Consider the following 25,512-nt stretch of genomic DNA (forward strand, 5'->3'; position numbering starts at 1 on the left):
GGGCCTAGCGGCGCCGGCCGTATCTGTCGGCGAGCTTCTGCTCGACGGTCATCGGTGGCGCTGGCTCGTCGTCTTCGGCCTCGGGTTGCATCACTGCGCGCTCCGCACGGCGTGCCCGCAGCTCGGCGAACGCGAAGTACCCCAGGCCTATTGGCGCCAGGATCCCGAACGCGATCCACTGAATCCCGTACGACAGGAACGGGCCGGCATCCCGGCGCGGCAGCGCGATCAGACCCAAGCCGCCGGGCTGATCTTCGACGAGCTGCAGGTAGGACCCGGTCAGCGCGACACCGGTCACCGCCGCGACCTGCTCGGTGTTGATCGAGTACACCTGGCGAAAACCGTTCTCGGTGAACGGGTTCTTGCCTTCAATGGCGCCTTGGGAGTCACGCAGCCGCGCGGTGATGGTGACCTCGGAATCCGGCGGTGCCGCAATGTCCGGCAGCCGCGAGCCGCCGTCGTCGGTGCGCACGTAGCCGCGATTCACCAGCACGGTCGGGCCGCCTTTGACGGCGAACGGCGCCAGTACCTCCACCGCGGGCACTCCGTCGATCGACCGCAACCGCACCAGCACTTGCTTCTCGGCCAGGTAGTGCCCGGTGGCGGTCACCGGCCGCCACTGCTCGTCCGGCGCGGACGAATCCTGATGCGGCAGCAGCGTGGTCACCGGCACGGGTTCGGCGGTCAACGCGTGCTCGAGTTGGCTGTTCGCGCGGGAGGTGGTGGTGTTCTTGCCCAGTTGCCACGGCGCCAGCACGGTGAAGCACAGGTAGGCGAAGCCCAGCACTACCGCCGCCAGAGCCAGCCAGCTCGGGCGCAGCAGGAAGGCCAGGCGTCGCATCAGCCGCTCTCGCCCAACGCCAGCTGCCCGTCAACCCAGGCGTGCAGGCCCGGCAGTGCTGCCGCGATGACGGTGAACGCCTGCACGAAGTCATCGTGGCCGCCGTAGTAGGGGTCGTCGACGTCGGGCACGGCCGCTCCCGAACGCGGGTCGAAGGACCGCAGCATCCGGATCCGCTCGGCCGGAATACCCAGCCCCTGCAGCAGCCCGACATGGTTGCGTCCCAGCGCCACCACCAGGTCCGCTGCCTCGTGCTCGGGCCCGACCTGGGCGGCACTGTGCTCTACCGGGTAGCCGTTGTCGCGCAGCACTCGGTTGGTGCGTTCGTCGGCGCCCTTGCCCACGTGCCAGTCCGCGGTCCCGGCGCTGGTCACCCGTACGGCGCCGCCCAGCCCGCGCTGCGCGAGCTGGTGGGCGAACATCTTCTCCGCCATCGGCGAGCGGCAGATGTTGCCGGTGCAGACGAACGTGACATGCAGCATCGGCTCAGACACCGAGTACCTCCCGTAGTTCGGTGACGGTCTGCACCCGGGCGAGGGGACCGTCGAGGGAATCAAGACCGGCATCGGCGGTGTCCGCGTAGTCGGCCTGGCCGTAGCCCCAGCCGACCAGAACCGTGTCGATGCCGTGCGCGGCCGCACCGTCCACATCGTGGCGTCGGTCGCCCACCATCAGCACCCGCGCGGGCAGCGGCGCCAGTTGAGCCAGAGCGTGTGCCACCACCTCGGACTTCGCGGCCCGGGTGCCGTCGACGCTGGCGCCGGCGACCACCTCGAAATAACCGTCGAGCCCGAAATGAGCGAGGATCTTGCGCGCCGTCGGCTCCACTTTGGAGGTCGCCACGGCCAGCCGGACCCCGGCGGCTTGCAGGTCGCGCAGCAGCGCGGCGACGCCGTCGAACATGGTGTTCATCTGCCATCCGCGGCTGGTGTAGTCGGCGCGGTAGGCGGCGACCGCGGCCTCGGTCTGCTCGCCGAGGCCCATCGCGGCCAGGGTGTGGTGCATCGGCGGGCCGACCAGCCGAGCAGCCAGATCACCCTCGGGAATCGGCGCGCCGATGTGGTCCAGCGCGTGCCGGAAACTAGCGACGATCCCGGCCGCGGAGTCGGTCAGGGTGCCGTCGAGGTCGAAGATGACCAATTCGGCGGCGGCGGTGCTCGTGCGCGTCACGGTCCCATTGTCCCCGACGTGCGCGGAGAGCTCGCCGGGTGGCGCACTACTGTCTTGCAGTGTGACCGCGCGGCTGGCTGACGTCATTGACGTACTGGATGCGGCCTACCCGCCCGGGCTGGCCCACTCCTGGGACTCGGTCGGGCTGGTCTGCGGTGACCCCGACGACTCGGTGAGCTCGGTGACGATCGCGGTCGACGCCACGTCGGCGGTGGTCGACGAGGTGCCCGACGGCGGCCTGCTGCTGGCCCACCATCCGCTGCTGCTGCGCGGGGTGGACACCGTGGCGGCCAGCACCCCCAAGGGCTCGCTGGTGCACCGGTTGATCCGCACCGGTCGGGCGCTGTTCACCGCCCACACCAATGCCGATGCGGCCTCGCCCGGGGTCTCGGATGCGCTCGCGGCAGCGCTCGGGCTGACCGTGGAGTCCGTGTTGGAGCCGGCGGGCCCGCGGGCAGACACCGACAAGTGGGTGATCTACACGCCGGCAGAGCACGCCGAGGCGGTCCGGGCCGCGGTGTTCGCGGCCGGCGCGGGTCATATCGGTGACTACGCGCAGTGCAGTTGGAGTGTGCCGGGCACCGGCCAGTTCCTGCCTGGCCATGGTGCGACGCCGGCGATCGGACGAGTGGGCCAGGTGGAATTCGTTCCCGAGGACCGCGTCGAAGTGGTGGCGCCGGCGCGGGCCCGCGGTGCGATTCACGCGGCGCTGCTGGCTGCCCATCCCTACGAGGAACCGGCGTTCGACATCTTCGCGTTGCAGCCGCTGCCCGCCGGGGTGGGGATCGGCCGGATCGGCAGCCTGGCCAACCCGGAGCCGTTGAGTGCGTTCGTCGCCCGCGTCGCCGCGGGCCTGCCGGCCACCTCGTGGGGCGTGCGTGCCTCGGGAGACCCCGACATGGCGGTCTCGCGAGTAGCGGTCTGCGGCGGCGCGGGGGACTCCCTGCTCGATGCCGCGGCCGCCGCCGACGCACAGGTCTACGTCACCGCGGACCTGCGCCACCATCCGGCTGACGAGCATTCCCGCCGGTCGGCGATGGCGCTGGTCGACGTGGCCCACTGGGCCAGTGAATACCCGTGGTGCGCGCAGGCCGCCGATGTACTTCGCTCGCATTTCGGTGCGACGCTGCCGGTGCGTGTCAGCACGCTGCGCACCGACCCCTGGAATCTCGCGCATGAAGGAGGCCGGTCATGAGGGCTGAAGAAGCACAGCAACGTTCACTGCTGGAACTGTCGGAACTCGACGCCGAACTGGCCCGGATGGCGCACCGCGTCGGGAACCTTCCCGAGCAGCAGGAGCGCGAGCGGATCCAGGCCGAGCACACCGCCGCCGCCGATCGGTTGGCCGCGCTGGAGTTGGCCTTGGAGGACTTGGACGCTCAAGCCGGTCGGTTCGAGTCGGAGATCGACGCGGTGCGCCAGCGTGAGGACCGCGACCGCGCCCTACTGGACTCCGGGCAGGCCAGCCCCAAACAGGTCGTCGATCTGCAGCATGAGCTGGAGACCCTGCAGAAGCGTCAGTCCAGCTTGGAGGACTCGCTGCTGGAGTTGATGGAGCAGCGTGAGCAACTGCAGACCCAGGCCAGCGCCGAAGCGAGCGTGCTGGAGGGCCTGGCTGCTGATTTGGGCCGAGTGCAGGAGGCGATCGACACCGCCTTAGAGGAGATCGAGACCACCCGCGGCCAGCGTTCGGGCAGCCGTGAACGACTGGCCGCCGAGATCGACGCCGAGCTGTTGGCGCTCTATGAGCGGCAGCGGGCCTCGGCGGGAGTCGGCGCGGGCCTGTTGCGCGGGGGCCAGTGCGGCGCCTGCCGGATCGAAATCGACCGCGGCCAGCTGGCGAAGATCTCGGCAGCGGAGCCCGAAGAGGTCCTGCGGTGCCCGGAATGCAACACGATCCTGCTGCGGGTCAAGAACTTCGGTTAGTGCTCTGGCCGGTGAGGGTGGGGGGATGAAGGTCGTCGTTGAAGCCGACGGTGGGTCGCGCGGAAACCCGGGCCCGGCCGGCTATGGGGCGGTGGTGTGGTCCGCCGATCGCACCTCGCTGCTCGCCGAGGCCAAGGAGGCCATCGGTGTTGCCACCAACAACGTTGCCGAATACCGGGGCCTGGTCGCGGGATTGACCGAGGCGGCCCGGTTGGGCGCCGCCGAGGTAGCGGTGTTCATGGACTCCAAGCTGGTGGTCGAACAGATGGCCGGCCGGTGGAAGGTCAAGCATCCGGACCTGATCACGCTGCACCGGCAGGCCCGCGAGCTGGCGGCGAAGTTCGACCATGTCCGCTACTCCTGGATTCCGCGGGAGAAGAATTCCCATGCGGACCGGCTGGCCAACGAGGCGATGGACGCCGCTGCCGGAATCGAGAGGCCTGAACCGCAGCCGGTGGAGACGGCGCCCGCGCCTGCCCCGACAGCTCCCGGCTGGACCGGCGCGACGGGAACGGCTACTCGGCTGCTGTTGCTGCGCCACGGGCAGACCGAACTGTCGGTGAACCGGCGCTACTCCGGACGTGGCAACCTGCCGCTGACCGACACCGGTCGGCGGCAGGCCGATGCCGCGGCGCGCTACTTGGCCCAGCACGGGGGCATCGCCGCGGTCATCAGCTCGCCGCTGCAGCGTTGCCGCGACACCGCCGAGGCGGCGGCGCGGCTGCTTCGGTTGGATGTGACCGTCGATGAGGACCTGACCGAAACCGACTTCGGCGCGTGGGAGGGGCTGACCTTCGCCGAGGCCGCCGAGCGCGATCCCGACCTGCACCGCCGCTGGCTCAAGGACACCTCCACGCAGCCCCCCGGTGGGGAGAGCTTCGACGCCGTGCAGCAGCGGGTGCAGGCCGCGCGCGACCGAATCGTCGCCGACCACGCCGGCACCACCGTGCTGGTGGTGTCGCATGTGACACCGATCAAGACCGTGCTGCGCCTGGCGCTGGACGCCGGCCCCGCCATCCTGTACCGGCTGCACCTGGACCTGGCGTCGCTGAGCATCGCCGAGTTTTACGGCGACGGGCCGGCGTCGGTGCGGCTGGTGAATCAGACGGCTTACCTGTAGCCGGCGGCCTGCGCGCGTTAGTCGTGCAGGTGCACGCGTTCGCCGTGGGTTCCGAAGATCACGATGGCCTCGGCCGGACCGTCGACCGCACCGAACCAATGCGGTGTCCAGGTGGAGAACTCGACCGCCTCGCCGGGCCCGATCAGGAAATCATCGTCGCCCAGCACCAGCCGGAGTCGGCCGGACAGCATGTACATCCACTCGTGGCCTTCGTGCACCGGCAACTCGGCGGGCCGCCGGCGACGCATACCGACCCGGATCTTGAAGGCATGCAAACCCCCGGCCGGGCCGTGGCGGGTCAGCGGCCAATAGGTGATGCCGTTGTGACTGTGCGAGGCACCCCGCACCCGCGGGTCCTGGTGTTGCGGGGCGCGCAGCAAGTCGTCGGTGCTGACCGACAGTGCCTCGGCCAGTCGAGGCAGATGATCCAATGCCAGGCGTCGCTTGCCCGATTCCAGCCTGCTCAACGTCGAGACGTCGATACCGGCGCGCGTCGCCACATCCTCCAGGGTCAGCCCCTGCTGGGTGCGTAGCTCACGCAGTCGACGCCGCACCAGTAGATCCACGCCGCCGTCGCCACTGCTTGCCTGCATAGCAATCCAGGTTGCCAGCACCTTCGGTGGGACGGCAACCGTGAGTGCGACTTTTCAGCGACGGTGATTTGAACTCTGTCATCGCGCACCGGCGATGTCATACCGTTACGCCCGAACCGCTGACGAGAGGCCGCAGATGAAGTGGTTGGGCGTGGACGGATGGGCGAACCTCGTGGTCGGCGTGCTCATTGCGCTGGCCCTGGCCGATTTGCTCCCGAAGATTCCGTGGTGACGAAATGACCACGACACGGTCCGATTCCGACCACGCCGAACCAGAGGCGATCTTTTCCAGCCGGCGCCCGCTGGACTATCTGCCCGGGTTCGCCTTGCTGCTTACCGTGGGACTGCTCGGCAAGTATGCCCAGCGGTGGTGGCTGGCGCTGGGCCATCAGCTGCACGCGACGGTGCCCGACATCGAATACGTGTTGTGGGCCATCGTCATCGGACTCGTGATCCGAAACACCGTGGGACTGCACCGGGTCTTCCTGCCGGGGGTGCTGACCTACGAGTTCTGGCTCAAGGTCGGCATCGTCGCGCTGGGTTCCCGCTTCGTGCTCGGCGACATCGCCAAACTGGGCGGTATCAGCCTGATTCAGATTCTGCTGGACATGACGATTGCCGGCGCGATAATCCTTGGCGCAGCGCATCTTTTCGGCTTGTCGGGAAAGCTCGGGTCACTGCTGGCGATCGGCACCTCGATCTGCGGGGTGTCGGCGATCATCGCGTCGAAGGGAGCTATCCGAGCCAAGAACTCCGACGTCAGCTATGCGATTGCCGCCATCCTGGCGCTCGGTGCGGTGGGCCTGTTCGTGTTACCGCCGCTAGGCCACCTGATCGGGTTGAGTGACCATGAGTTCGGTTTGTGGGCAGGCCTATCGGTGGACAACACCGCGGAGACCACCGCCACCGGTTACCTGTTCTCCGACGAGGCCGGCAAGATCGCGGTGCTGGTGAAATCCGTGCGCAACGCCCTGATCGGGTTCGTGGTATTGGGCTTTGCGGTGTACTGGGCGGCGCGCGGACAGGCCGACCAGGTGGCCTCCGGTTTTCGAGCCAAGGCGGCGTTCATCTGGCACCAGTTCCCCAAATTCGTTCTGGGTTTCCTGGTGGTGTCCACGGTGGCCACGCTGGGGTGGCTGGACAAGGCTCAGCTGGCCAGCCTGGGCAACGTGTCGCGATGGGCGTTCCTGCTGACGTTCGCCGGCGTCGGCCTGTCCACCGACTTTCGGCAGATCGCCCGGGCGGGTTGGCGGCCACTGCTGGTGGCTGTCATCGGCCTGGTGGTGGTGGCCACGGTGTCGTTGGGGCTGGTGCTATTCACCTCGCGCTGGCTGGGCTGGGGTGTGGCCGCCTCCTGAAAGCCGGGCCCCGGGGGGCCGTTTGCCTGGATGGCAAACGAGCGTGCTGTTTGGCGCTACAGGCTGCATGCTCGATGCATGAGCGAAATCTGGGATTGCATCGTGGTGGGCGGCGGCGCGGCAGGGCTTAGCGCCGGTCTGGTACTGGGCCGAGCCCGGCGAAAGACCTTGCTGATCGACGCGGGCCAGCAGAGCAACCGCAGCGCGCACGGAATCGGCGGCCTGTTGGGCCACGACGGCCGCCCGCCGCTCGAGCTCTATCGACTCGGCCGCGACGAACTCGTCTCCTACGGTGTGCAGATCCGCGCCGGTGAAGTGGCAGACATCGAAAGCATCGACGGCGAGTTCGTGGTGCGGCTTGCCGGCGGTCGCGTAGAACGAACGCGCCGGGTGCTGTTGGCCACCGGAATGGCCTACCTGCCACCGGATCTCCCCGGCGTAGCGCAGCTGTGGGGCCGATCGGTGTTTCACTGCCCGTTCTGCCACGGCTGGGAAGTGCGGGATCTGCCGTTGGCGGTGCTGGCCGACGGTGCCCGGGCCGTTCACCTGGCGCTGCTGCTGCGGTGCTGGAGCGACGACATCGTGGTTCTCACCGGCGGTCCTGCCGAGCTCGGCGCGGACGACCGCACCCGGCTGGCCAATGCCGGCGTTCGGGTAGACGAGCGGCCGGTGGCGGCGCTGGACGCGCACGACGGCGAGCTGTCGGCGGTGGTGTTCGCCGACGGTGAGCGATTGCCCAGGCGCGGACTTCTGGTCGCGGCGGCTCTGCGGCAGCGCGATCAACTGGCCGAGCGCCTCGGCGTGGCCGTTACGGCACCAGGGCCCGTGGCGCACGACCCGGTCGGCGTCGATCCGTTGTGCCGCACCTCGATTCCCGGAGTGTTCGCGGCGGGAGACCTGACGGGGGAGATGCCACAGGTGGCTGCCGCGATCGCAGCGGGCTCCCGCGCCGCGGCGGCGGTGGTGCAGAGCCTGGCCGCCGACGACTACGGATTGCCGTTGCCTCCCGGCAACGCAATGACGGAAAAGGAAGTGGACCGATGACCGACGCCGTGCGCGACCCACGCGAATTCTGGGACGAGTTCTACGGTGGCGACGATCCGGTGTGGAGTGGGCGGGTCAACGTCCAGCTCGCCGAGATCGCCGCGGACCTGGCGCCGGGCCGGGCACTGGATCTGGGCTGTGGTGAGGGCGGCGACGCGATCTGGCTGGCCGAGCAGGGCTGGCAGGTGGTGGCGGTCGATGTCTCGGCCAACGCGCTGGAACGGGCCCGCGCCGCAGCCGAGCGGCGAGACCTGTTATCTCGCATCCGTTTCGAGCGCCACGATCTGTCCACCAGCTTCCCCGTCGGCCGCTTCGACCTGGTGTCGGCGCAGTTCCTGCACTCGCCGGTGCCACTGGAACGCGAGGCGGTGCTGCGCCGCGCCGCGGGCGCGGTGGCACCAGGCGGGCTGCTGTTGATCGTCGATCATGCGGCGCCGCCGCCGGGGGCCGGCAAGGATGCACACGAGCATCACTTCGCCACCGTCGAGGAGGTTCTCACCAGCCTGCACTTCGACGATTCCCAGTGGCGTCGGCTGCGCGCGGACAGTGTCGGCCGCGACAGCGTCGGGCCCGACGGCGAGGTCGTACAGTGGATCGACAACGTGATGCTGCTGCGCCGGTTGGATGCTCAAGCGGCGTCGTGAAAGATCAGCCCCAGTGTGAAGCGCTCACCCGAGCGGATCGGTGAGACGCCGTGGCGCACCGGCGCCGTCGACCAGCCGCGGGTGGAGCGCACCGGGCGATCGCGGGTGGTGAACAGATAACCGTGCCCGTGTGGCAGCTGCACGGCCACGCCCCGAGACTGCGCACGTGGGCGCTGCTCGACGAGCAGAAACTCACCCCCGGTGTAATCGACGGCGGGGTCACTGAGATTGATCACCACCTGTAGCGGAAACACCAACTCGCCGTAGAGGTCCCGGTGCAGCGCATTCCAGTCACCGGGGCCGTAGCGCAACATCAGGGCGGTCGGTTTGGTCTGACCGGCCCGGTGACACTGTTTCAGCCACTCGTCGAAGTCGTCGGGCCAGGGCGCATCCCGACCCAGCCGGGTAGCCCAGTCCCGGGCGATCGGTAGCAGATGTGGGTACAACGCCCGCTTGAGCGCATCGACCGGATCGGGTGCCGGCGCCGCGAAATACCGGTACTGCCCGGACCCGTAGCGATGGCGCTGCATGTCGACCGTGGCACGGAAGCGCTCATCGTCGGCGTAGCAACGCCGCAGCCGCGCGGCCTCGGCGACGGTCAGCAGCCGAGGCAGCAGGGCGCCGCCGCACTCGTCGAGTTCGGCGGCGATGGTGTCCCAGTCGCCGGCATTCACCCGCCGCTCCCAGCGCGTCGCCGTCGTCGCCATCACCTGGAATCCTTCCGATCGGGTGCTATCGAGTGTGCGCCACGGCCCGCGAACCGTGCTGCGGGGCGCGAATGAGTGCCGTCGTTCGGGTCGGTTCGATTAAATCGCCGTGCGCCAAATCGCCGGCGCCTGGCAACCAGCAGCTTCCGTGAACAGCGCGGTAGTAGGCCATTTGGGGTCGTTGACAGCTAATTCCCGCACTTCTACTGTTCGGCCAACTACAGGAGGGGAGTGGCAATGCGCGGGAGATCAGCGGTGACGTGCGAATCCGGTGGGGCAGTGGCGGAGCTGTCATTGACCGGTCGGCGCGTGCGAGCACGAACGGGCTGACGCGTTGGCGAACATCAGAGGCAGGCAGCGATGAGCGGGCCCTCCTGGACCAAGCCCGCGATCGCGGTCGGCGATTTCGTCGTGCTTGCCGGCGAGACGTTCGCGGCGATGGCGCGACCCCCGTGGGCGTGGCGTGAGCTGATCAATCAGATCTGGTTCGTGGCCCGGGTGTCGATCGTCCCGACGATCATGCTGTCGATTCCCTACACCGTGCTCATCGTCTTCACGCTCAACATCGTGCTGCTGGAGATCGGCGCCTCCGACCTGTCCGGCGCCGGTGCGGCGCTGGCGGCCGTCACCCAGGTCGGCCCGGTAGTGACCGCCATCGTCGTGTCGGGGGCGGGCGCCACCGCCATGTGCGCTGATCTGGGTGCCCGCACGATTCGCGAGGAGATCGACGCCATGAAGGTGATCGGGGTCAACCCCGTCGAGGCACTGGTCGTTCCCCGCGTGATCGCGGCGACATTCGTTGCGGTGATGCTCTATTCGGTGGTCGCGGTGGTGGGCCTGACCGGAAGTTATGCCTTCGTGGTGTTCGTGCAGCACGTCACGCCGGGCGCATTCGTCGCCGGGATGACGCTGTTGACCGGACTGCCGCAGGTGGTGGTTTCGCTGATCAAGGCGCTGCTGTTCGGCCTGTCGGCCGGGCTGATCGCCTGCTACAAGGGGTTGTCGGTGGGTGGTGGCCCGACGTCGGTGGGCAATGCGGTGAACGAGACCGTGGTGTTCGCGTTCATGGCGCTGTTTCTGATCAACATCCTGGCCACCGCCTTCGGTGTGAAGGTCGCGCCGTGACGGCCGCGGAGACCGCCCGGCGGGTGGGCGAACAGACTGCCTTCTACGGCGCCGCACTGGCCGCCATCGGCGACGCGGTCCGCCGCTACCCCGGCGAGGTGCTGCGGTTGATCGCGGTGATGGGAATGGGCGCCGGTGCGCTGGCCGTCATCGGCGGCACCGTGGTGATCGTCGGCTTCCTCACCTTGTCCACCGGGGCCCTGATCGCCGTGCAGGGCTACAACACCTTGTCCAACGTCGGAATTGAAGCACTGACCGGTTTCCTGGGCGCCTTCCTCAACGTCCGGTTCATCGCCCCGGCCACCGCCGGGGTGGCGCTGGCCGCGACCATCGGTGCCGGTGCGACCGCGCAGATCGGTTCGATGCGGATCAACGAAGAGATTGACGCGCTGGAAGCAATGGGCATTCGGTCGATCACCTACCTTGCCGCCACCCGGATCGTGGCCGGCGTGCTGGTGGTGATCCCGCTTTACACCGTCGCGGTGCTGATGGCGTTCTTGGCGACTCGCTTCGGCACCACCGTGATCTACGGGCAGTCGCGGGGCGTCTACGACCACTACTTCTCCACCTTCTTAGAGCCCACCGATCTGCTGTGGTCGTTTCTGGCCGCGCTGTCGATGGCCACCGCGGTCATGGTGGTGCATACCTACTACGGCTTCACCGCCAGCGGTGGCCCGGCCGGGGTCGGCGAGGCCGTCGGCCGCGCCGTGCGCACCTCGGTCACCGCGACGGTGTTTGTGCTGCTGACCATCACACTGTCCGTCTACGGACAGTCCGGCAATTTCCATCTGTCGGGGTGAGGCGATGAATATCGGTACCCGCAACAGATCCCGCCGCGGCGGGATCGACCCGATCTGGTGGTCGCCCGTCCTGGTGGTAGTGATCACGGCCTTGTGCGCCATGACCGCCCTGCTGTTCTCAGGAGCGTTCCGGGGCTATGTCCCGCTCACTCTGGTCTCCGATCGAGCCGGCTTGGTGATGGAGGACGGGGCGAAGGTGAAACTTCGCGGTATCCAGATCGGCGAGGTGAGATCCATCGGCAGCCAACCGGGGACCGATCACTCCCGACTGTCCACCCTGAATCTGAAGATGTACCCACGGTCCTTCGGATATTTGCCGAGCAACATCGAAGCCGAGATCAAGTCGAGTACGGCGTTCGGCGCCAAGTACGTCGATCTGGTAATCCCCTCCGGCGGTCCCAGTGGCCAACGGCTCAAGGCCGGCGCGGTGTTGCGCTCACGCAACGTGACGGTGGAAGTCAACACCATGTTCGAGAACCTGCAGGCGGTGGTGCACGCCATCGACCCCGCCAAGCTCAACTCGGTGCTGTCGGCGGTGGCCGAATCGGTGCGGGGCAGGGGAGACGTTATCGGGCGGGCGATCACCGGAGCCAACACGATGCTGACAGCGGTGAACCCACGCATGCCGACCGTGCAGCGCGACTGGCAACTATTCGGCCAGACCACCCAGGCATATTCCGTTGCCGCGCAGAACATCCTGGAAATCCTGGACTCCGCGACCACCACCAGCACCACCCTGTCCGGCCAGGCCGGCGAACTCGACGCGCTGCTGCTCGCCGCGGTCGGATTCTCCGTGACCGGAATCGACACCATCGGCGCAAACCAGCCCGGACTGGTTCAAGCGCTCAACCTGATGGCGCCGACCACCGACCTGCTCGAGGAGTACTCGCCGACCTACACCTGCCTGTTCCAGGGGGCGCAATGGTTCCTGGAGAACGGCGGACGAGACGCTATGGGCGGCAACGGTAGATCGGTCATCATGGACGCCGCGATGCTCGCCGGCGACGACCCGTACCGCTACCCCGACAACTTGCCTCTGGTCAACGCCCGGGGCGGGCCGGGCGGCAGGCCCAGCTGCGGCTCGCTACCCGACGTGAGCAAGAACTTCCCGGTGAAGTATCTGGTGACCGACACCGGATTCGGTACCGGCCTGGACGTTCGGCCCAACCCGGGCATCGGTTTTCCCGGCTTCGCCAACTACTTCCCGGTGACCAAGCCGGAGCCGGAACCGCCGAGAATCCGCTACCCCGGACCGCCCGCGCCCGGGCCGGAGTCGCCATGAGAGGCAATATCGGCAAGACCTCGACCTGGGTCGTGTTGTTCACGGTGACGTGCTTGGTGTTCATCTTCATCCTGGTCACGGTGTTCGGGCAGTTCCGATTCGACTCCCGGGTCGGCTACCGGGCCGAGTTCACCAACGTGTCGGGTCTCAAGGGCGGCAACTTCGTTCGCATCGCCGGTGTCGAGATCGGCAAGGTCACCAAGATGGCGTTGCGTCCCGACGGCACCGTCACGGTCGACTTCTTGATCGACCGGGGGCTGACGCTCACCGAGGGCACCCGGGCGGCGGTGCGCTACGAGAACCTCATCGGCGACCGCTACCTGTCGTTGGAGCAGGGCGCGGGGTCGGTACGCACCCTGCAACCGGGCCAGACGATTCCGCTGACGCGGACCGAACCCGCACTCGATGTGGATGCCCTCATCGGAGGATTCCGGCCGCTGTTCCGTGCATTGGACCCCGACCAGGTGAACGCGCTCAGCGGTGAGCTGCTCAAGGTATTTCAGGGCCAGGGCGGCACCATCGCCTCGGTGTTGTCGCAGACCTCGGCACTGACCACGACACTGGCCGGCCGCGACGAACTGATCGGCCAGGTGATCACCAACCTCAACACCGTGCTGGGCACCTTCAGCACCCGCGACCGAGAATTCGGCCACGGGCTGGATTCGCTGACCCAGATGGTCCAGGGACTGGCGGATCGCCGCACCGATCTCACCAAGGGCGTGGCCTACGTCAACGCCGCCGCCGGCTCGGTCGCCGACCTACTGACCGTTGCCCGCGAACCCATTCGTGACGTGGTGGTGCAAACCGATCGGGCCGCCGGCCAGGTGATGGCCGACCGCGACTATGTCGACGATCTGGTCAAGACACTGCCCGACGCCTACCAGGTTCTGGCGCGCAACGGGCTCTACGGCGACTATTTCGGCTTCTACATGTGTGACCTGGTGATCAAGGTGAATGGTAAAGGCGGCCAACCGCTCTACTCCAAGATCATGAACCAGACGACCGGACGGTGCGCCCCGAAATGACCAGACCGAAACTGCCGCGGATCACCATCAAACCGCTGGCCGAACGCAATCGGCCCGCGGTCGGCGTCACCGGCATACTCCTGCTGATCGCCTTGGTGGTCGCGGTGTTCAGCTATGACAGGCTGCCGCTGGTCAAGGGCACCTCCGACTACGCCGCCTACTTCACCGAGGCCGGCGGCATCAAATCCAACAGTGACGTCCGAGTGTCGGGGCTCGACGTCGGCCGGGTTGCCGGTCTACGGCTAGAGGGCAACCGGGTCCGGGTGACGTTCACGGTCCGCAAGGGAGTCGTGCTCGGCGACCGGACAGAGGCCGCGATCAAGACCGAAACGGTGTTGGGCAACAAGTTCCTGGAACTGACCCCGCGCGGCGACGGCCACCTCACCGGTCCGATACCGGTGGAACGCACCACGTCCCCCTACGATCTGCCGGATGCCCTGGGAGATCTGACCGCCGTCATCAGCGGCCTGGACACCACCCAGTTGTCCTCGGCGCTGACCACTCTGGCCGAGACCTTCAAAGACACGCCACCGGACCTCAAGATGGCGCTGCAGGGAGTGGCTCGTTTCTCCGACACCCTCGATAAGCGCGACGCCACGCTGCGTCAGCTGCTGGCCGACGCCAACAACGTCACCGGGGTGCTGGCGCGGCGCAGCGAGCAGATCGCCGGCCTGGTCGCCAACAGCAACGCCCTGCTGAGCGAACTGTTGTCACAACGCAATTCCGTCGACGCGCTGATGGCCAATCTGACCGCGGTGTCGCGACAGGTGTCGGCCGTGGTCGACGACAACCGTCAGCAACTCAAGCCCGCGGTGGACAAGCTCAACGGCGTTCTCGAGATCCTCGACAACCGCCGAGCCGACCTGCAGCGCACGCTCTACCTGTTTCGCCGCTACGCCATGTCGTTCGGCGAGGTGCTGGGATCCGGGCCGTTCTTCAAAGCCTCAGTGGTGAACCTGATTCCGGGCCAACTGGCGCAGCCGGCCATCGAAGCCGCCTTCTCCGATCTGGGTCTGGACCCCAATGTGCTGCTGCCCTCGCAGCTGAACGACCCGGCCGTCGGCCAGCCCGGCACCCCACCACTGCCGATGCCGTTTCCACGCACCGGACAGGGCGGCGAACCCAATCTGACCCTGCCGGATGCCATCACCGGCAAACCCGGAGACCCGCGCTATCCCTACCGAGAGCCGCTGCCGGCGCCGCCACCGGGCGGACCGCCCCCAGGCCCGCCCGCGCTCGGCCCGGCGGCAGACGGGGGCAACTGACATGGGCACTCACTCCGTGGCCGGTGTAACCCTGCCGGCCAACCGCGCGCGACTGTTGCGGCTGGCGACCGCGGCCGTATTGGTGTCGAGCCTTGTCATCGCAGTGTTCCTGGTGGCCGGCCCGCCCTGGGCGCAGCTGCGCAAGCACGTCTACACCGCCTACTTCACCAACACCAACGGGCTCTACACCGGCGACGAGATCCGCATCCTGGGCGTTGCCGTCGGCACCGTCGAGCGCATCGAACCGCTTCCGGACACCGCCAAGGTGACCTTTTCCGTCGGCGGCCAGTACCAGGTACCCGCCGATGTGCGGGCAGCGATCCTGTCGCCGTCGTTGGTGAGCGCCAGGGCGATCCAGCTTGTCCCGGCCTACACGGGTGGTCCCGAACTGGCCGACGGTGCCAGCATTGGCCAGGACCGCACGGCGGTTCCGGTCGAATGGGACGACTTTCGGCAGCAGCTGGAGAAACTCACCGATTCCCTGCAGCCGTCTGACACCGCCGGCCGCAGCGCCGTCGGCGCCTTCGTCAACACCGCGGTGGCCAACCTGCGGGGCCAGGGCGACACCGCACGCGAGACGGTGATCAAACTGTCGCAGGCGATGTCGGCGCTGGGCGATCACAGCACCGACATCTTCAGCACAGTCCGCAACATGCAACTGCTGGTCTCGGCGCTGACCTCCAGCAGCGACCTGTTGGCGGCGTTCAACGTCAACCTTGCCGATATCACCACCTTGCTGAACAATTCGCCCCGCGAATTCGCCGACGCCATGACGAGCCTCGACGGCGTGGTCAACGACCTACGCGGATTCATCGGCGAGAACCGGGAGGGCTTCGGCGTCACCGTCGATCACCTGACGGCGATCACCTCCGCCCTCGACGAAAGCCGCGGCGACCTCAAACAGGTTCTGCACATTGCCCCGTCGGTGTTCCAGAACTTCGTGAACATCTACCAACCGGCCCAAAGCGCGATCACCGGGGTAATGGCGCTCGGCAACTTCGCCAACACCGTCCAATTCATCTGCAGCGGAATCGAAGCCCTGGCGCGGGCGAATTCACTGCAGGCCTCGAAGTTGTGCGTGCAGTATCTGGCGCCGATCATCAAGAACCGCCAATACAACTTTCTGCCGATCGGCGGCAACCCGTTCGTCGGCACCGCGGCGCGGCCCAACGAAATCACCTACAGCGAAGACCGGCTCCGGCCCGGCGCTGCCCCACAACCGGCCGAGCCGCCCCGCCAGCCCGTCGACCCCGAGCTGGGCTTGCCCGGCCTGCTGCTGCCGTCGTCGCCACCGGAGGGCACCCCGTGAGGCTCGTGATCATCGCGCTGAGCATCACCGTCGCCTTCGGGGCCAGCGGCTGCCAGTGGCGGGGCCTGAACTCGCTGAGCCTGCCCGGCACCGGACGCGGCGACGGCACCTACACGATCTCGGCCCAGTTACCCGATGTCGTGGTCATTCAACAGAACTCACGGGTGCGGGTCGCCGACGTCAACGTGGGCAATGTGACCAAGATCGAGGTCCAGGACTGGCACGCGCTGGTGACCATGCGCATCGACAACAGCGTGCACCTGCCGGCGAACAGCACCGCCAAAGTCGGACAGACCAGCCTGCTCGGTTCGATGCATATCGAGTTGGCGCCACCGACCGACGAGCCGCCGCGCGGCGAACTGCAAGACGGCGCGGTCATCCCGCTGTCGAAGGCCGCCACCTATCCGACCACCGAGCAGACCCTGGCGTCGGTTTCGCTGCTGCTCAACGGGGGCGGACTGGCACAGCTGCAGGAGATCAACCAGAGCTTTGCTCGCGCGCTGGCGGGGCGTGAGAGCGACATGCGCAGCCTGCTCACGCAATTGGACACCTTCATCGCCGCACTCAACGATCAGACCGATGACATCATCTCGGCCACCGAGAAGCTGAACGGTCTGGTCGGCCAGTTCGCCCGACAGAACCACACCGTCGACAAGGCGCTGACCACGATCCCGCAGGCACTGGCGGTGCTGGCGCAGGAGCGCACCAAGATCGCCGACGCCGCTGACGCGCTCGGAAAGTTCAGCGCCATCGCCGTCTCCACCGTCGAACAGAGCAGGGAGGCCCTGGTGGCCAACCTGCGCAACATCGCCCCGGTGTTGCGCTCGCTGGCCGACGCCGGTCCGGCGCTGACGCAGGGCCTGGACTTCTTGTCCACCTATCCCTGGGTTAAGAGCAACATCCCCAATTGGTTTCGCGGCGACTTCGCCAACATCAGCCTGGTCGTCGACCTGACGTTGAGCCGGATCGACAGCGGCCTGTTCACCGGAACACGTTGGGAAGGAGACCTCACCGAGTTGGAACTCCAGTGGGGGAGAACCGTCGGTCAGATGCCCAGCCCGTACACCGCCGGCAACCCGTTGGTCGCCCCCTACCACTTCGGGGGGTACTGAGGTGTTTCGACTGTCCCGCACCGTCTGGACCCAACTGGCGATCCTGGCGACGGTCACCCTGGTCGCCGGCGGGGTGATGGTGTTCGGCTTCGTCAAGGTCCCGGCGCTGTTCGGCATCGGCCGCTACACGGTGACCGTCGAACTGCCGGCGTCCGGCGGGCTGTACCCGACATCGGTGGTGACCTACCGGGGCACCGAGATCGGCAGGGTCAGCGCCATCGACGTCGACGCCGACGGGGTGCGTGCGGTCCTGAAACTGAACTCCTCGATCAAGGTGCCCGCACAGCTGACCGCCGCGGTGCACAGCCGCTCGGCGATCGGTGAACAGTTCCTCGAACTCACCCCGACCGCCGGCGCCGCCGAGCACCGGATGCTGCGTGCCGGTGACGTGATCCCGGCGGACAAGGTGCGCATTCCCGCCGACATCGCCAACCTGCTCGACGCCACCAACCGTGCGCTGCTGGCGATCCCGCACGACGATCTGCGTACCGTCATCGACGAGGCCGACAAGGCGGTGGGCGGTCTCGGTGCGGAACTGTCCCGCATCGTCGCCGGATCGACGTCGCTGGCCATCGAAGGCGGCGAGGCCGCGCAGCCTTTCGCGCAGTTAATTGATGAGACCCCACCGGTCCTGAATTCCCAAGTGGACACCGCGGATTCGATCGCGACGTGGGCGCGGCGGCTGGCGTCGATCACCGGTCAGCTCAGCGCCGAGGATCGGGCGTTTGCGGGCCTGCTCAGCGTCGGCGCCCCGGCGCTCGATGAGGCCAATGCACTGCTGGGCCGGGTGGCTCCGGCGCTGCCGGTGTTGCTGGCCAACATGGTCAGCCTCGGTCAGATCGCGGTGACGTTCCGCCAGGGCATCGAGCAGCTGCTGGTGCTGTTTCCGCAGGGGACGGCGGTGATGTCGGCGATCACCCTGGCCGATTCGGGCCTCAACACGCCCTATCGCGGCATCTACCTGGATTTCAACCTCAATATGAACTACCCGCCGCCGTGCAACACCGGATTCCTGCCGGTCCGCCAGCAGCGGGCCCCCAGTTCCGTCGACTACCCGGATCGGCCCGCCGGCGAGCTGTACTGCCGGGTGCCGCAGGACTCGGACCTCAATGTGCGTGGCGCACGCAACATTCCCTGCGAGAACGATCCCGCCAAACGTGCGCCCACCGTCGAGATGTGCGAGAGCGACGAGTCGTACATCCCGCTCAACGACGGCTACAACTGGAAGGGCGATCCCAACGCCACGTTGTCCGGTCAGGCTGTGCCGCAGGACCCGCCGCGTGCCCCTGCGCCGCAGCCGCCGGTCGCCTTCGTGCCCTACGACCCGCAGACCGGCAGCTATGTGGGCCCAGACGGCAAGCGCCAAACCCGGGCCGACCTGGCCCCCCAGCGGAAGGATCAGACATGGCAGACGATGTTGTTGCCCCCGGGCGAATAGACCGCCGAGCAGCGGCAGGCGCGATCCTGGCCGTGGCGGCGCTGGCCGGTACGGTCGGCTGGCTCGGCTACCGCGACCACCAGATCCAACAGGCGCAGCAGCACCGCGAGAGCTACGTCCAGGTCGCGCGTCAAGCGGCGGTCAACCTGACGACGATCAGCTATGCGCAGGCCGACGCCGATGTGCAGCGCATCATCGATTCGACGACCGGGGCGTTCCGCGACGACTTCGGCCAGCGATCTCGGCCCTTCGTCGACGTCGTCAAACAGGCTCAGTCGGCATCGGAAGGCACCGTTACCGAGGCCGGCCTGGAATCGGTGGACGGCGACCAAGCCGACGTCCTGCTGGCGGTCTCGGTGCGCACCACGATCGCCGGGGAAGTCCAACCGGAACCGCGCCGCTGGCGGATGCGAATCAGCCTGCAAGACACCGGCGATGGCCCCAAAGTATCCAACATCGCGTTTGTTCAGTGAGCAGGGGTTCAACCATGACGACAGCTCCCACGATTGATGCGCCCGAGAGCAGCACCGCCGCCGATGTCGCCGCTGTCGCCGATCGGCCGAAGCGGGATCGGCGGCCGGTGGTGATCGCCCTGCTGGCCGGTCTGGCCGTGATTCTGACGGTGGTGGCCGGCTACTTCCGCTGGCAGGACGTCTCGGCGCGGGTGGCCCAGGAGGCGGCCGCACAGTCGGTACAGACCGCGACCGAGGCCACCATCGCGATGCTGTCGTACCGCCCGGACACCGTGGAGTCCGCGTCGGCGGCCGCCGCCGAGGGCATGACCGGCGCCTTCCGCGACGAGTACACCCAACTGATCAAGGAAGTGGTGGCGCCCGGCGCCAAACAGCAGCACATTTCGACCGTGGTGACGGTGCCCGCGGCGTCGTCGGTGACCGCGAGCGCGCGCCACGCGGTGGTCCTGCTCTTCGTGGATCAAGCGACCACGATCGGCAACGGGCCGCCGACCACGACCGCATCGAGTGTGCGGGTCACCTTGGACAAGGTCGGAGGCCGGTGGCTGGTCTCGCAGTTCGACCCGGTGTAGGGCCAGGTGCCACATGATGTTTGATGTGCGACGCGCGGCCCTGCTGGCGATCGTGATTGGTGGGGCGGGGACGCTGCCGGTTGCCGCTGCCGACAATTCGCGCCTCAACGACAGTGTCGTGACCAACGTCTACACGATTCACCACCAGGCCGGCTGCGCTGAGAAGGTGATGGTCGACCCCCGGTTGGTGCTAGCCGCCGAATGGCACGCCAAAGACGTTCTCGGACATCGGGATCTGGACGGTGACCTCGGTTCCGACGGCTCCACGCCGCAGACCCGCGGGCAGGCCGCCGGCTTTCCCGGGACGGTCGCCGAAACCGTGGCGATCAACCCCGCGGTGGCCATCAGCGGCATCGAGATCCTCAACCGGTGGTATTACGACCCCGCGGATTTCGCCATCATGTCCGACTGCGCCAACACCGCGATCGGCGTGTGGTCGGAGAACAGCCCAGACCGATCCGTGGTGGTCGCCGTTTACGGTGCGGCATTGCGGGGCACCGCGTAGTACGGTGATCAGCGCGGACGAGTTGGCCGGGCGGCCGCGGCACGCGTAAAAGCGGGTCGAGGAAAGTCCGGACTTCACAGAGCAGGGTGATTGCTAACAGCAATCCGAGGTGACTCGCGGGACAGTGCCACAGAAAACAGACCGCCACCGCAAGGTGGTAAGGGTGAAACGGTGCGGTAAGAGCGCACCAGCGTTCCGGGTGACCGGGACGGCTTGGTAAACCCCACCCGAAGCAAGGCCAAGAAGGCCGCATTTCGGTGCGGTCGCGCAGGTGTTTGAGGGCTGCTCGCCCGAATCTGCGGGTAGGCCGCTTGAGGTACCCGGCGACGGTGTGCCCAGATGGATGGTCGCCGCCGCACCGCATCCGCGGTGCGGGACAGAATCCGGCTTACAGGCCAACTCGTCCGCCCCGCTGCCATTGACCAGGCAATATAGGGCCGGTAGGCCCTGGCGCTACGCAGCTGCTACGCACAGCTGCGTAGCGATCCGGGCCGTGAAACGGACGCGGCCATCCGCGCAGCGTCTCAAAACTCTCAGAACATGTGAATATGTGACAGGCGTCTTGAGGCAACTTTTGCGACAGATCGGCCTGGGCGTTATCAGGGCCCTGTAAGTGGCGGTGACGCTGTCTCAGTTCTTTAGTTTTGAGGCGGGGGCTGTGACTTGAGACTTCGGAGCGGGTCGCGCTGGCTGGCATCCCTCTGGTGACGATGGGTGCTCCCGTGCCCGAACTGGTGTCAGCGTGCGGCGGTGGCGGTGTATATGTTGACCTTGCCGGTTGGCTCCCAGTGGAGGTGGCGCCATAGCTGGTTTCCCTTGACGTAAGGAGTACGGGGCGTGGCAGTCAAGACAGATGCTGACCTGCGAGAAATCTGTGCGTTCTACGCGCAGAAATACAAGTACAACGTTGAATCATTCGAACGTGGTCTCGAAGGGTATGCCGCACATCTGTTCGTGCAGGAAGAAGGCTTCGATTCTATCCTTGAAAGCGAGCTTACGTCCGAAGCTGACTTGTCGGAATATATTTGCAGGGGCAATGACCTCAAAATTGATGTTGTTCTTGAAGACGAGATAGGTAAGCGAATCCAGTTTATCCAGGCTGCGTGGCGCTCAAAGGATCTCGATGAAGACAAAGTTGCTGCATTTTTTGATGTTCCAGATCGCATAATTCGACACGAATATGCGGAAACGGGCGGTGATCAAATTCAAGATCTGATTGCCAACTTTGAAACAAAGATTGAGGACGGCTGGGAAGTCATTCTTCGATTTGTGACAAATGTCAGCGTTGGCAATAAAAAGAAGCTGCAGGAACTGGTAGAGGCAAAGAACGATGCGTATCTGCAGCAGGATCGAAGTATCACTTGCGAACTTTTAGGCGTGGTGGAACTAGCCAAGAGGGATGAAGAGCTGACGAGCGCGACCCAAGGTGGCCTGTTAGAAGAAGTCGTGCTGCACTTCCAAGAGGACAAGTTCATTGAGTTGGGGAGCCCATACCAGACCATCATCGGTGCCGTAAAAGCCAATGAATTAGTTGGCATATACAATCAAAAAGGAATTGGCCTTTCTCTCTTCAATCTCAACGTCCGATTGCCGTTGACGAGCAAAAAGGTTAACCCAAAGATAGTGGAGACCGCGGCATCCGAAGATGAGGGAAAAAATTTCATCTACTACAACAACGGTATTTCTGCTGTTTGCAGTGGCTACAAGTTAGAAGGTAACGTCGTCACGGCCCAACGTCTTCAAATTATTAATGGTGCACAGACGGTCAGTGCGTTAGTTAAGGCGGCGCGAAAGTATCAGAACCCTGATGTGTACGTCTTATTTCGCTTGACCAGTACTGACGAGAAATATGGTGGATCGTTCACTGAAAATATTATCCGGTACAACAATACGCAAAATCCAGTCAAGGTGGCCGATTTCTTCTCTAACGATGTAATCCAGATCTGGCTTCGCGATAGCCTCACCAAGATTGCGGGCCACGGAGCGATTCCAAACATGTACTACATTAATAAATCTGGACATAAGCCCAAGGGAGCGACGGGGCGAGGCCTTAGGATCGAGCAACTGGCGGGAATCCGACACGCATTCATTTACGGGCCGGTTGCTAGTTACAGGGAGCCGGCTGCATTTTTCGACAGGGAGGCGCGTTACTATGAGGCGTTCGGGGTAGGTGGAAAGATGATGACGTTTTGGTCAGAAGAAGAGTTGCATCGAACTGGCGCTGCGATAGCTATACATGACCGTATTCAGGCTATCAGTAAGATATTAAAGCAGGACGAAAAAGGCAAAGATACTGACGAAGCAAAGTATCTCTACCGACTGGCTCGATATGTCACAGCTCTGGTTGGTGCAGCACTCGAAAAAGTTAGGGGAGATAGCTTCGAGGACTACGTGACTTTGACCGCGTCGAAGGCAACATTTGCAAAACACGTTGACCCGATAATTAATAAAGCCCGAAGTGTACTCCGTATTGAGTACAAGAACCGCAAGGGAAAGTCGGTGCAGCCGGAATACAACTTAGCTCGTGACGAGGAGGCATGGGTGAAGTTGCGGGATACCGTGATTGAGGAAGTTGTTTCTGACGTAGTCCTCGATTGAGCAAATATATTGTCAGAAGTGAACCGCGTTGCGATTACGCAGACTATTTCAGCTCATGTTCTACTGCGTAGCGTCGTCACGTCCCGCGAACTATTGGTCACGCAAATGCGTCTTCGATTCTCGCCGACGCTAGCATCGGCCAGCCGCATTTACACGACGCGCCGCGCAGCAACTACGCGTCAACCGGCCTCGTCAGGTCGACTAGCTCGGCGATCTTGATGGCGATGACTTCCATCGGGTCATCGTTGGTGTCAAAACCGTTCCGCGAACCCAGGAGGGGGCTGACCGCTCGCAGGGCCTCGTACGTCGTGCCGTGGACAACGGGGACGAGTAGGTTGCCCGCCAGGAGTGCTGAGAGTTCCTTTGCTGCAATTGTCTCCAGCTTGATGCGAGCCAACAACGAAGGCGTGACCATCACAAGCCCTGCACGTGAGTTCGCGAGCCCCTTGTCGATAGCGCGCAGGAACGGCACGCCGGGCAGTATGTCTTTTTCGCTAAACCAAACTGACACGTTCTTGGCGACGAGCAGGTCGTGCAAATCCTTGGCAACGCCCCGCCGGTCATCCCACGCGTGGCACAGGAAGACGTCACGAAGGTCGGGGTAGGCCTGCGCTCGCTCCTCAATCTGGCGACGAACAGGAGCCAGCGCCTGTACCTGCTGAGGGGTATAGGTCACGGAGGAATTGCTCGGTGACCACTTCGGTCGTACGCGCCCGCTGGACCCACTGGACCCGACACTGGCCCGCGGAGAGTACCGCGGCTCGTAGGACGGCGGGGAGTAGTAAGACGGCGAAGAGTAGTAGGTCTGACGGGAGTACGAACCGCGACCACCGTGAACCGGGCAGGCGGCGGCACCACTCGCGGTGTGGTGTCCTCGTATGGGCGCTGTGCATCTGCTCACGGTTCGATGTTAATTGCGCGGACCGACAAATCGCCGGAGTTCCGATCTGGCACGCGGTGCCAGGGCCGCAGGGGTGCAACTGGGGTCACCGGCAACGCCGCTACGCAGACGCTACGCACAGCAGCACTCTCCAACCCACTAGTGGCAGCTTGAGGTAGGCCAAGAGAATCGCTCTCACCTGTACTTACACACCACTGGCCGCCACATGCCACCAATGACACCAAATCGCGGTGACCTGCGGAAAATGCCAAGAATCAATTTCCGGCTTACAGGCCAGCTCGTCCGCCCCGCCTACACCAGCCGCTTCAGCTTGCGCAGCGCGGGCCGCAACGCCGCCCGGCTCCGCGCGGCGAGGTCGACCTCGCGGGCATACAGCAGCCCGTAGGTGAAGGTGTCCTCGCCGGCGGCCACCGCGGCATCGGCCTGCTGCAGCAGATGTTTCCGGCTGACCACGCTGTCCTGGTGGTCGCCGAGCACGGTCTGAATCGTCTTGGCCCGCTTGGCGATCTTCTTCTTGTTCGCTGCCGCGGCGGCGTAGCGCAGCCGCTTGGCGGCCTTGCGGATCCGGTGCAGTGCCGCGTCGCGGTCGGCGGCCTTCTTGGCGGCCTTCACCGCCTTGCGCAGCCGCCGGTAGGCGATGTCCACCGTGGCGTACCGCTCGGCGGCCGGCGCGCTGACCAGATCGTCGAGGCCGTCGAGCAGCCGGAAGTACCGCGGGGAGCGCATCGCGGCCAGGCTGCGCCGCCGCCCCGTCTGATAGCGGCGCAGCGAGCCGCCGACCAGCCGTTCGCTCACCGGCCCGCGGACCAGCTCCGGCGTCAGCTCATCGAGCGCCTGCTGATAGCGCTGGGCCAAGACCTCGGCGTCGCGGGCGACACCGAGCACCGCTCCCAGCTCCTGCAGTTCGTCGAGCAGCGGCGCGTGGGCCGCCTCCTCGCCCTGCAACAGGCTGCGGATCCGCCGGATCGTCACCCGCATCTGATGAATCGCGTCGTCGGCGTCGGCGCGCACCGCGCGATCCCAGACCAGCAGTTGGTCGATCTGCTCGGCTAGCGCACGATGCAGGCGATCGGTCGGATGCGCAGGCACCGGCGGCGCCCCCAGCACCCGGGCTAGTTTGGAGCCGTAGCCGGCCGGCCCGGCGCCGGTGTCGAGCAGCCGGTTGCTCAGCCGGTCCAGCAGCTCAAGGTCTCCGCTGCCCAGTTCCAGTTCCCATTCCCGCCAGTGCTGTTCGGCGTCATCGCCCGCCGACGCGGTGACCTGGTCGTCGCAGAACTCGGCCAGCACCTCACCCTGATCGTCGCGCAGCACCACCATGCCGCGGGCGGTGTGTATGCGTGCCACCGGTGCCAGCGGCCGATCCCGCACGATCGCCCGCACCACATCCAGCAGCTCGTCCGGAACCTCTGGGCCCAGGGGCGCGCGCACCTCGGTGCGGGTGTCCAGCCCGGCAGGAAGTTTCAGGTGCCAACCGGCGTCGGGGCCGCCGGTACGCCGGCGCAACGTGACTCGTCGGGCCGCCAGGTCGTGCCCGGGGGTGTCGAAGTAGACAGCCGCAAGATCCTGTGCCGACACCTGCTCGACGTGGGCGACCCCGGCGATGCCGTCGAAGGACGGCGAGATCGCCGCTGCGTCAACGTCGAACTTGCGTTCCACCTCGCGAAACCGAGAGGTGCTCGGGTCGGTTGCAGACACGCCATCCAG

General features: G+C 66.0%; 25 protein-coding genes and 1 other RNA gene. 19 read left to right on the forward strand and 7 right to left on the reverse strand.

The window, feature by feature from the left end:
• Positions 1-4: 4 nt before the first annotated feature.
• The 3 genes from ACKY0X_RS08605 to ACKY0X_RS08615 are packed head-to-tail and all read right to left on the reverse strand — an operon-like array spanning position 5 to position 2,011.
• A complete protein-coding gene (locus ACKY0X_RS08605) occupies positions 5-841 on the reverse strand; it encodes an SURF1 family protein (protein ID WP_409429093.1) in 837 nt (278 codons plus the stop codon).
• Positions 841-1,335 (reverse strand): low molecular weight protein-tyrosine-phosphatase, encoded by a 495-nt coding sequence (locus tag ACKY0X_RS08610; RefSeq protein ID WP_046286087.1) that lies wholly within the window; start codon positions 1,333-1,335, stop codon positions 841-843. Before ACKY0X_RS08610 ends, ACKY0X_RS08605 begins: the two co-directional genes overlap by 1 nt.
• A complete protein-coding gene (locus ACKY0X_RS08615) occupies positions 1,328-2,011 on the reverse strand; it encodes an HAD-IA family hydrolase (RefSeq protein WP_409429094.1) in 684 nt (227 codons plus the stop codon). Before ACKY0X_RS08615 ends, ACKY0X_RS08610 begins: the two co-directional genes overlap by 8 nt.
• Positions 2,012-2,072: 61 nt before the next feature.
• On the opposite strand from ACKY0X_RS08615, the gene ACKY0X_RS08620 reads away from it, so the two are divergent.
• Genes ACKY0X_RS08620 through ACKY0X_RS08630 form a run of 3 tightly spaced genes read left to right on the forward strand, consistent with a single transcriptional unit; the run spans position 2,073 to position 5,057 of the window.
• Positions 2,073-3,206: a Nif3-like dinuclear metal center hexameric protein gene (locus ACKY0X_RS08620; protein ID WP_409429095.1), complete on the forward strand. Its 1,134-nt coding sequence runs from the start codon at positions 2,073-2,075 to the stop codon at positions 3,204-3,206.
• Entirely contained in the window at positions 3,203-3,937 is a 735-nt protein-coding gene (locus ACKY0X_RS08625; RefSeq protein ID WP_409429096.1) for a zinc ribbon domain-containing protein, read from the forward strand. The genes ACKY0X_RS08620 and ACKY0X_RS08625 overlap by 4 nt, the downstream gene beginning before the upstream one ends.
• A 25-nt stretch (positions 3,938-3,962) precedes the next feature.
• Positions 3,963-5,057 carry a bifunctional RNase H/acid phosphatase gene (locus ACKY0X_RS08630; RefSeq protein WP_409429097.1) on the forward strand — a complete coding sequence of 365 codons (1,095 nt, stop codon included), beginning with the start codon at positions 3,963-3,965 and terminating at the stop codon, positions 5,055-5,057.
• Positions 5,058-5,074: 17 nt separating this feature from the next.
• On the opposite strand, the gene ACKY0X_RS08635 is transcribed toward ACKY0X_RS08630, so the two are convergent.
• Entirely contained in the window at positions 5,075-5,650 is a 576-nt protein-coding gene (locus ACKY0X_RS08635) for a helix-turn-helix domain-containing protein (protein WP_409429098.1), read from the reverse strand.
• Positions 5,651-5,886: 236 nt separating this feature from the next.
• Here ACKY0X_RS08635 and ACKY0X_RS08640 point away from each other — a divergent pair, with 236 nt between their 5' ends.
• From ACKY0X_RS08640 to ACKY0X_RS08650, 3 genes are all read left to right on the forward strand, one after another.
• On the forward strand, positions 5,887-7,008 hold the full coding sequence (locus tag ACKY0X_RS08640) for a YeiH family protein (RefSeq protein WP_409429099.1): 1,122 nt from the start codon (positions 5,887-5,889) through the stop codon (positions 7,006-7,008).
• 78 nt (positions 7,009-7,086) lie between these two features.
• Positions 7,087-8,052 (forward strand): NAD(P)/FAD-dependent oxidoreductase, encoded by a 966-nt coding sequence (locus ACKY0X_RS08645; protein WP_409429100.1) that lies wholly within the window; start codon positions 7,087-7,089, stop codon positions 8,050-8,052.
• Positions 8,049-8,696, forward strand: a complete 648-nt coding sequence (locus ACKY0X_RS08650) for a class I SAM-dependent methyltransferase (protein ID WP_409429101.1) — start codon at positions 8,049-8,051, stop codon at positions 8,694-8,696. The genes ACKY0X_RS08645 and ACKY0X_RS08650 overlap by 4 nt, the downstream gene beginning before the upstream one ends.
• On the opposite strand, the gene ACKY0X_RS08655 is transcribed toward ACKY0X_RS08650, so the two are convergent.
• Entirely contained in the window at positions 8,681-9,403 is a 723-nt protein-coding gene (locus ACKY0X_RS08655) for a 2OG-Fe(II) oxygenase (protein WP_409429558.1), read from the reverse strand. The genes ACKY0X_RS08650 and ACKY0X_RS08655 overlap by 16 nt on opposite strands.
• 360 nt (positions 9,404-9,763) lie before the next feature.
• Between ACKY0X_RS08655 and ACKY0X_RS08660 the strand changes: the two genes are divergently transcribed.
• The 13 genes from ACKY0X_RS08660 (at position 9,764) to ACKY0X_RS08720 (ending at position 22,907) form a co-directional block, all read left to right on the forward strand.
• Complete coding sequence (locus ACKY0X_RS08660) at positions 9,764-10,528, forward strand: MlaE family ABC transporter permease (RefSeq protein WP_065041696.1); 765 nt, start codon at positions 9,764-9,766, stop codon at positions 10,526-10,528.
• Positions 10,525-11,328, forward strand: a complete 804-nt coding sequence (locus ACKY0X_RS08665; protein WP_065153560.1) for an ABC transporter permease — start codon at positions 10,525-10,527, stop codon at positions 11,326-11,328. Before ACKY0X_RS08660 ends, ACKY0X_RS08665 begins: the two co-directional genes overlap by 4 nt.
• Positions 11,329-11,332: 4 nt before the next feature.
• Positions 11,333-12,610, forward strand: coding sequence for an MCE family protein (locus tag ACKY0X_RS08670; protein WP_409429102.1), 1,278 nt, complete (start codon positions 11,333-11,335; stop codon positions 12,608-12,610).
• A complete protein-coding gene (locus ACKY0X_RS08675) occupies positions 12,607-13,635 on the forward strand; it encodes an MCE family protein (RefSeq protein WP_409429103.1) in 1,029 nt (342 codons plus the stop codon). Before ACKY0X_RS08670 ends, ACKY0X_RS08675 begins: the two co-directional genes overlap by 4 nt.
• On the forward strand, positions 13,632-14,900 hold the full coding sequence (locus ACKY0X_RS08680) for an MCE family protein (RefSeq protein ID WP_065041700.1): 1,269 nt from the start codon (positions 13,632-13,634) through the stop codon (positions 14,898-14,900). Before ACKY0X_RS08675 ends, ACKY0X_RS08680 begins: the two co-directional genes overlap by 4 nt.
• A 1-nt stretch (position 14,901) precedes the next feature.
• Positions 14,902-16,209: an MCE family protein gene (locus tag ACKY0X_RS08685; protein ID WP_409429104.1), complete on the forward strand. Its 1,308-nt coding sequence runs from the start codon at positions 14,902-14,904 to the stop codon at positions 16,207-16,209.
• Complete coding sequence (locus tag ACKY0X_RS08690; RefSeq protein ID WP_409429105.1) at positions 16,206-17,321, forward strand: virulence factor Mce family protein; 1,116 nt, start codon at positions 16,206-16,208, stop codon at positions 17,319-17,321. Before ACKY0X_RS08685 ends, ACKY0X_RS08690 begins: the two co-directional genes overlap by 4 nt.
• A 1-nt stretch (position 17,322) precedes the next feature.
• The gene (locus tag ACKY0X_RS08695; RefSeq protein ID WP_409429106.1) at positions 17,323-18,759 is read left to right on the forward strand and encodes an MCE family protein; all 1,437 of its coding nucleotides are present in this window, start codon (positions 17,323-17,325) and stop codon (positions 18,757-18,759) included.
• Positions 18,726-19,232 (forward strand): mammalian cell entry protein, encoded by a 507-nt coding sequence (locus tag ACKY0X_RS08700; RefSeq protein WP_409429107.1) that lies wholly within the window; start codon positions 18,726-18,728, stop codon positions 19,230-19,232. The genes ACKY0X_RS08695 and ACKY0X_RS08700 overlap by 34 nt, the downstream gene beginning before the upstream one ends.
• 14 nt (positions 19,233-19,246) lie before the next feature.
• Complete coding sequence (locus ACKY0X_RS08705) at positions 19,247-19,804, forward strand: hypothetical protein (protein ID WP_409429108.1); 558 nt, start codon at positions 19,247-19,249, stop codon at positions 19,802-19,804.
• A 16-nt stretch (positions 19,805-19,820) separates the two neighbouring features.
• Positions 19,821-20,309 carry a CAP domain-containing protein gene (locus tag ACKY0X_RS08710; RefSeq protein ID WP_409429559.1) on the forward strand — a complete coding sequence of 163 codons (489 nt, stop codon included), beginning with the start codon at positions 19,821-19,823 and terminating at the stop codon, positions 20,307-20,309.
• An 18-nt stretch (positions 20,310-20,327) separates the two neighbouring features.
• Positions 20,328-20,716: RNase P RNA component class A (rnpB, locus tag ACKY0X_RS08715), an RNA gene on the forward strand.
• A gap of 430 nt (positions 20,717-21,146) precedes the next feature.
• Positions 21,147-22,907, forward strand: a complete 1,761-nt coding sequence (locus ACKY0X_RS08720) for an AIPR family protein (RefSeq protein WP_409429109.1) — start codon at positions 21,147-21,149, stop codon at positions 22,905-22,907.
• 172 nt (positions 22,908-23,079) lie between these two features.
• Here the strand turns inward: ACKY0X_RS08720 and ACKY0X_RS08725 are convergent, their stop codons facing one another.
• Together ACKY0X_RS08725 and ACKY0X_RS08730 are read right to left on the reverse strand one after the other, a co-directional pair.
• Positions 23,080-23,583: a toll/interleukin-1 receptor domain-containing protein gene (locus tag ACKY0X_RS08725; RefSeq protein WP_409429110.1), complete on the reverse strand. Its 504-nt coding sequence runs from the start codon at positions 23,581-23,583 to the stop codon at positions 23,080-23,082.
• 516 nt (positions 23,584-24,099) lie between these two features.
• Positions 24,100-25,503 (reverse strand): CHAD domain-containing protein, encoded by a 1,404-nt coding sequence (locus tag ACKY0X_RS08730; RefSeq protein ID WP_409429111.1) that lies wholly within the window; start codon positions 25,501-25,503, stop codon positions 24,100-24,102.
• Positions 25,504-25,512 lie beyond the last annotated feature (9 nt).

The sequence above is a fragment of the Mycobacterium sp. SMC-11 genome, from assembly GCF_046250095.1.
Taxonomy (GTDB): Bacteria; Actinomycetota; Actinomycetes; order Mycobacteriales; family Mycobacteriaceae; genus Mycobacterium; species Mycobacterium heraklionense_A.

Excerpts from the sequence above, each read along its gene's own strand:
- ACKY0X_RS08700 (WP_409429107.1), top strand. The coding sequence starts at position 18,726 with ATGGCAGACGATGTTGTTGCCCCCGGGCGAATAGACCGCCGAGCAGCG.
- ACKY0X_RS08645 (WP_409429100.1), top strand. The coding sequence starts at position 7,087 with ATGAGCGAAATCTGGGATTGCATCGTGGTGGGCGGCGGCGCGGCAGGG.
- ACKY0X_RS08605 (WP_409429093.1), bottom strand. The coding sequence starts at position 841 with ATGCGACGCCTGGCCTTCCTGCTGCGCCCGAGCTGGCTGGCTCTGGCG.
- ACKY0X_RS08710 (WP_409429559.1), top strand. The coding sequence starts at position 19,821 with ATGTTTGATGTGCGACGCGCGGCCCTGCTGGCGATCGTGATTGGTGGG.
- ACKY0X_RS08635 (WP_409429098.1), bottom strand. The coding sequence starts at position 5,650 with ATGCAGGCAAGCAGTGGCGACGGCGGCGTGGATCTACTGGTGCGGCGT.
- ACKY0X_RS08655 (WP_409429558.1), bottom strand. The coding sequence starts at position 9,403 with ATGGCGACGACGGCGACGCGCTGGGAGCGGCGGGTGAATGCCGGCGAC.
- ACKY0X_RS08685 (WP_409429104.1), top strand. The coding sequence starts at position 14,902 with ATGGGCACTCACTCCGTGGCCGGTGTAACCCTGCCGGCCAACCGCGCG.
- ACKY0X_RS08640 (WP_409429099.1), top strand. The coding sequence starts at position 5,887 with ATGACCACGACACGGTCCGATTCCGACCACGCCGAACCAGAGGCGATC.
- ACKY0X_RS08670 (WP_409429102.1), top strand. The coding sequence starts at position 11,333 with ATGAATATCGGTACCCGCAACAGATCCCGCCGCGGCGGGATCGACCCG.
- ACKY0X_RS08625 (WP_409429096.1), top strand. The coding sequence starts at position 3,203 with ATGAGGGCTGAAGAAGCACAGCAACGTTCACTGCTGGAACTGTCGGAA.
- ACKY0X_RS08630 (WP_409429097.1), top strand. The coding sequence starts at position 3,963 with ATGAAGGTCGTCGTTGAAGCCGACGGTGGGTCGCGCGGAAACCCGGGC.
- ACKY0X_RS08660 (WP_065041696.1), top strand. The coding sequence starts at position 9,764 with ATGAGCGGGCCCTCCTGGACCAAGCCCGCGATCGCGGTCGGCGATTTC.
- ACKY0X_RS08705 (WP_409429108.1), top strand. The coding sequence starts at position 19,247 with ATGACGACAGCTCCCACGATTGATGCGCCCGAGAGCAGCACCGCCGCC.
- ACKY0X_RS08680 (WP_065041700.1), top strand. The coding sequence starts at position 13,632 with ATGACCAGACCGAAACTGCCGCGGATCACCATCAAACCGCTGGCCGAA.
- ACKY0X_RS08650 (WP_409429101.1), top strand. The coding sequence starts at position 8,049 with ATGACCGACGCCGTGCGCGACCCACGCGAATTCTGGGACGAGTTCTAC.
- ACKY0X_RS08675 (WP_409429103.1), top strand. The coding sequence starts at position 12,607 with ATGAGAGGCAATATCGGCAAGACCTCGACCTGGGTCGTGTTGTTCACG.